This is a genomic window from Microvirga sp. P5_D2 (genome assembly GCF_054049475.1).
This window is the reverse complement of record NZ_JBFUMH010000290.1, coordinates 1-3,590: the sequence shown is the minus strand read 5'-3', so window position 1 is coordinate 3,590 and position 3,590 is coordinate 1. Positions and strand designations below refer to the sequence as shown.

Genomic DNA, 3,590 nt, shown 5'->3' with positions numbered 1-3,590 from the left:
GAAGTTGGCGGCTGAGATGATGGGCGCCAACACAGGCTTCCATGCCGATCAGACACGCCGGCATGTTGGCCAGCCGAGCTTCAACTTGCCCACGCGAGAGCTTCTGGCGCAGGACGATGGCGCCACACGCATCCAGGCCGATGAGGTGGAAGCTGTTCTTGCCGATGTCGATCCCAAGGGTGGCAACGGGCTGAAGCGGAGCTGTGGGCATGGCTCAGATCCTCGTGCTGGGGCGCCCCTCATGAAGGGTGCGCCGGTAAGCACGCCCGGTCCATCCCATTAGCTGAGCTTCGTTGTCGGGCTGCGGTATCCGACCGCCTTAGGAGCACTGTCAAACCGTGTTCCCGCAACTCCGGTATCAGCGCCCATTCAGAGCCTGACGCTCTATGGGAATGATCGGCAGGGTGCGCATCTCGCCACGTCGGAGGATTGTAAGATCCACGATCTGCCCAATGCAGTCGCCGTTCAGAAGCCGCACGAGGTCATCGATGCCCCCGACTGGTTCGCCATTGAGCGCGAGGAGGACGTCGCCTTGCTCAAGGTTCGCCTGGGCTGCGGGACTATCGGGCTCGACGGCCGCGACAACAACTCCTGAGCTGAGAGACAGTCCGACCGCATAAGCGACACGCCGCGGAAGCGGCACCGTCTGTCCCGCAACGCCGATCGAAGCCCGCCGGACGCGTCCATGACGGATCAGTTCCGTCACGACAAAGCTCGCCGTATTGCTGGCCACCGCAAAGCAGATGCCCTGTGCACCCATGATCATGGCCGTGTTGATGCCGATGACCTCCCCGGACGTCGCGACGAGCGGTCCGCCGGAGTTGCCCGGGTTCAGGGCCGCGTCGGTCTGGATCACGTCATCGATCAGCCGCCCCGATTTTGCACGCAGGCTGCGCCCGAGGGCCGAAACCACTCCGGCGGTGACTGTTGACTCGAACCCGAGCGGATTGCCGATGGCAATGGCGATTTGTCCGCGCTTCAAACGTTTGGAATTGCCGAGGGTCGCAAACGGGAGCCCATTGGCGTCGGCCCGCAACAGAGCAAGATCCGTATCGGCGTCATCGCCGATCAATCGTGCTCGAAATTGACGCCCGTCGGAACCAGTCAGCTTCGCGTCCCGCGCGCCTTGCATGACATGGCTGTTGGTGAGCAGGAGACCGTCCGGCGAAATGATCACGCCGGAGCCCATTCCGGCCATACGGCCCGAGACTTGAGGTTCCACCCGGACCACGGCAGGGCCGATGCGGTCCACGACGCTCGTGACTGAATGCGAATAGGCGTCGAGCAGAACCTCGTCGGGAGCAGGTGAGGGCTGCGGCTCTGAAGGCGGGTTGTTGGCATGAAGAAGAAAGGTCGGGGTGCGATCAAGCATGAGAAACTCTGACGATTATAACGTTTTAAGTTATATGGTAATGGCGAGGTCTTGATCCAAGAACCTAACCTCTACCGCTAGTCACAACAGGATGAGCCCGAGGCGCACGGCCTGCGCGACCGCGTCCGTTCTGCCTGTAGCGTCGAGCTTTGCCGCGATGGAAGCCACATGGAACTTAGCGGTATGGAAGGAGATCCCGAGCTTTCGGGCGATCAGCTTGTTGGAGGTCCCCTCTGCCAGCAACCGCAGGACCTCAAGTTCCCGGGCCGTGAGCATGGGATCCTGCTGGGCGGGAAAGGGTTTGTCCGAGGTGTGATCTCGCGGGCTCTCCGGCCATTGGACATCGCGCGGCAAGATCGCAAAGCCGTGGGCTACAGCATCGATGGCTAGCAGCAGATCCGAGAGGGTGGGATTAAGGGGCAGCACTCCGCTGGCTCCGGCCTTCAGGGTCTCAAGCGGGTTCGCGGTGTCTTCAAGAACAATGATCGGCACCCCTTCGCAAACAACCAAGTGATCGGCGATCACCACATCGGGCTCTCTGGAGTCCAGAGCTATCCTGTCCTGCTCGCTGGCCAACATCGTGTTGATGAGATCGAGCAGGTCTGGATCATCGATTTGGAGCGTGATGCGCCGCACTGCTTCACTCTTGAGGTTCGAGACGCTCCGCGATCTCGACAGTCACAGATATTTGTTTCCCCGCTCTCAGCATCCCAAGCGTGATGGACCGACCAACGCTCTCAGGCCCAAGGAGCGTATAGACGCCACGGACCGAGTACAGGGGATTGGCATCCCAGCGGATGAGAATATCGCCTTGCTTGATCTCGGATCTCTGCCCGGGGCCGTTGGGATCCACACTGATGACGATGAGCCCCCTAGGTTCTGCAAGCCCTGCCGCATCGGCAACGGTTTGATCGATCCGCACAGGCTGGAAGCCGAGCCCCAGATAGCCGCGAGCGATCCGGCCATGGGCGAGCAATTGCTGTGCCACGCGTTCGATCGTCTCGGACGGGATGACAAGAACGCGTCCTCGGGGACCGAGCACTGTCATTCCGAGGATCTTTCCATCGATGTCGAGAGCGGCTCCCCCTTCCGACCGAGCGTCGAGCTTGATATCCAGATAGAGCCTGCGGTCGATATGGCCGCCGCGCAAGCTTCTCCAGGGGCCACCTGCGAGAGCCACGATGCCAAGGGCGGCGCACAACCCCTCAGCTTGACGACCCGCCGCAAGCACAAAATGTCCGGCGCGGAGCCCGGATGTGTCTGCGAAAGGAGCATCGGCGATAGGCTGCTCCTCGGTCCGCAGAAGGGCAATATCTGTGCTTGGATCACGACCCACGAGACTTGCAGCGACTTGGGTTCCATCGGGGCGGCTGATTAGAATGTCTTCGTCTGCTTCCAGCGCTTCTTCTGCTGTGAGGACCAGTCCGGGGCGCCAGATGATGCCTGTCGAGGATCTGCGTCGAGGGCCGCGGATCACGACAAGCCTCGCCGCGATTCCATCGCAAAGGTTAGCCACGCGATCTGAGATGGCGTCGAGCGAAGAGGGGTTGGGTGACGGGGTGGACATGATGCGGCTCCCTGATGATTGCCGTCCATCCTGCTGTTAAACACCTTTCCTGGGTACTGCCCGGGTGGCTAGGTTGGGTTCTGGCACTCCTCGGAAGAAAGCACTTGGTCAGCTCAAGGGACGAGCCTGTGTGAAAACGCGAACCGGGCCGACTAGCGTGAAATATTTGTACAAGTTCTGGCGTCTGCACCGGGAATTTCGCGGCCTAATAAGGCTCAAGAGACATAAAGTTTCTTCGAGGAGTGGCTCGTCAGCGTTTTCACACAGGCTCGGGACGTCAGCCGACCTTCTTAGAGCGCCAGGGATTTCGCTGTCTGACCGGAAGCGGATCTTCGAAACGCCAGCTTGTGGGGGAGCACCTCAGCAGCGCGTGAGCCCGACTTAGCCGAGCCGGAGACAAGGGATTGCACTCCGGTGGTCCTCCGACCTGAGCGCGATGAAGCTGCTCTGAGTCAACGCCCATGCCGGTAGTGCATGGCGACCACGCCATTGCGGAGCGGCTTCGCCGAGATCAGCTCGAGCCGTCGCGTACTGGGCAGCCCGCCCTGGTACAGGGTCGGGCCGTGGCCGGCGATCCTGGGATGAACGAGGAGCTTGTACTCGTCGATCAGATCCAGCCGGTCCAGCTCGAATGCGAGTTTGCCGCTCGCT

At 61.2% G+C, this 3,590-nt stretch carries 3 protein-coding genes and 2 pseudogenes; all 5 read right to left on the bottom strand.

From position 1 onward, the window contains the following. A pseudogene (locus ACXJKO_RS30595) lies at nt 1–211 on the bottom strand (IS110 family transposase); the annotation flags it as partial. 147 nt (nt 212–358) lie between these two features. Beyond that, nucleotides 359–1,372, bottom strand: coding sequence for a S1C family serine protease (locus ACXJKO_RS30590; protein ID WP_457094780.1), 1,014 nt, complete (start codon nt 1,370–1,372; stop codon nt 359–361). A gap of 81 nt (nt 1,373–1,453) precedes the next feature. Further along, a pseudogene (locus ACXJKO_RS30585) lies at nt 1,454–1,654 on the bottom strand (response regulator transcription factor); the annotation flags it as partial. Between the two features lie 358 nt (nt 1,655–2,012). Next, the gene (locus tag ACXJKO_RS30580; protein WP_457094779.1) at nt 2,013–2,939 is read right to left on the bottom strand and encodes a S1C family serine protease; all 927 of its coding nucleotides are present in this window, start codon (nt 2,937–2,939) and stop codon (nt 2,013–2,015) included. 452 nt (nt 2,940–3,391) lie between these two features. Next, the coding region (locus tag ACXJKO_RS30575) for a dihydrofolate reductase family protein (protein WP_457094778.1) at nt 3,392–3,590 on the bottom strand (199 nt) is incomplete at its 5' end.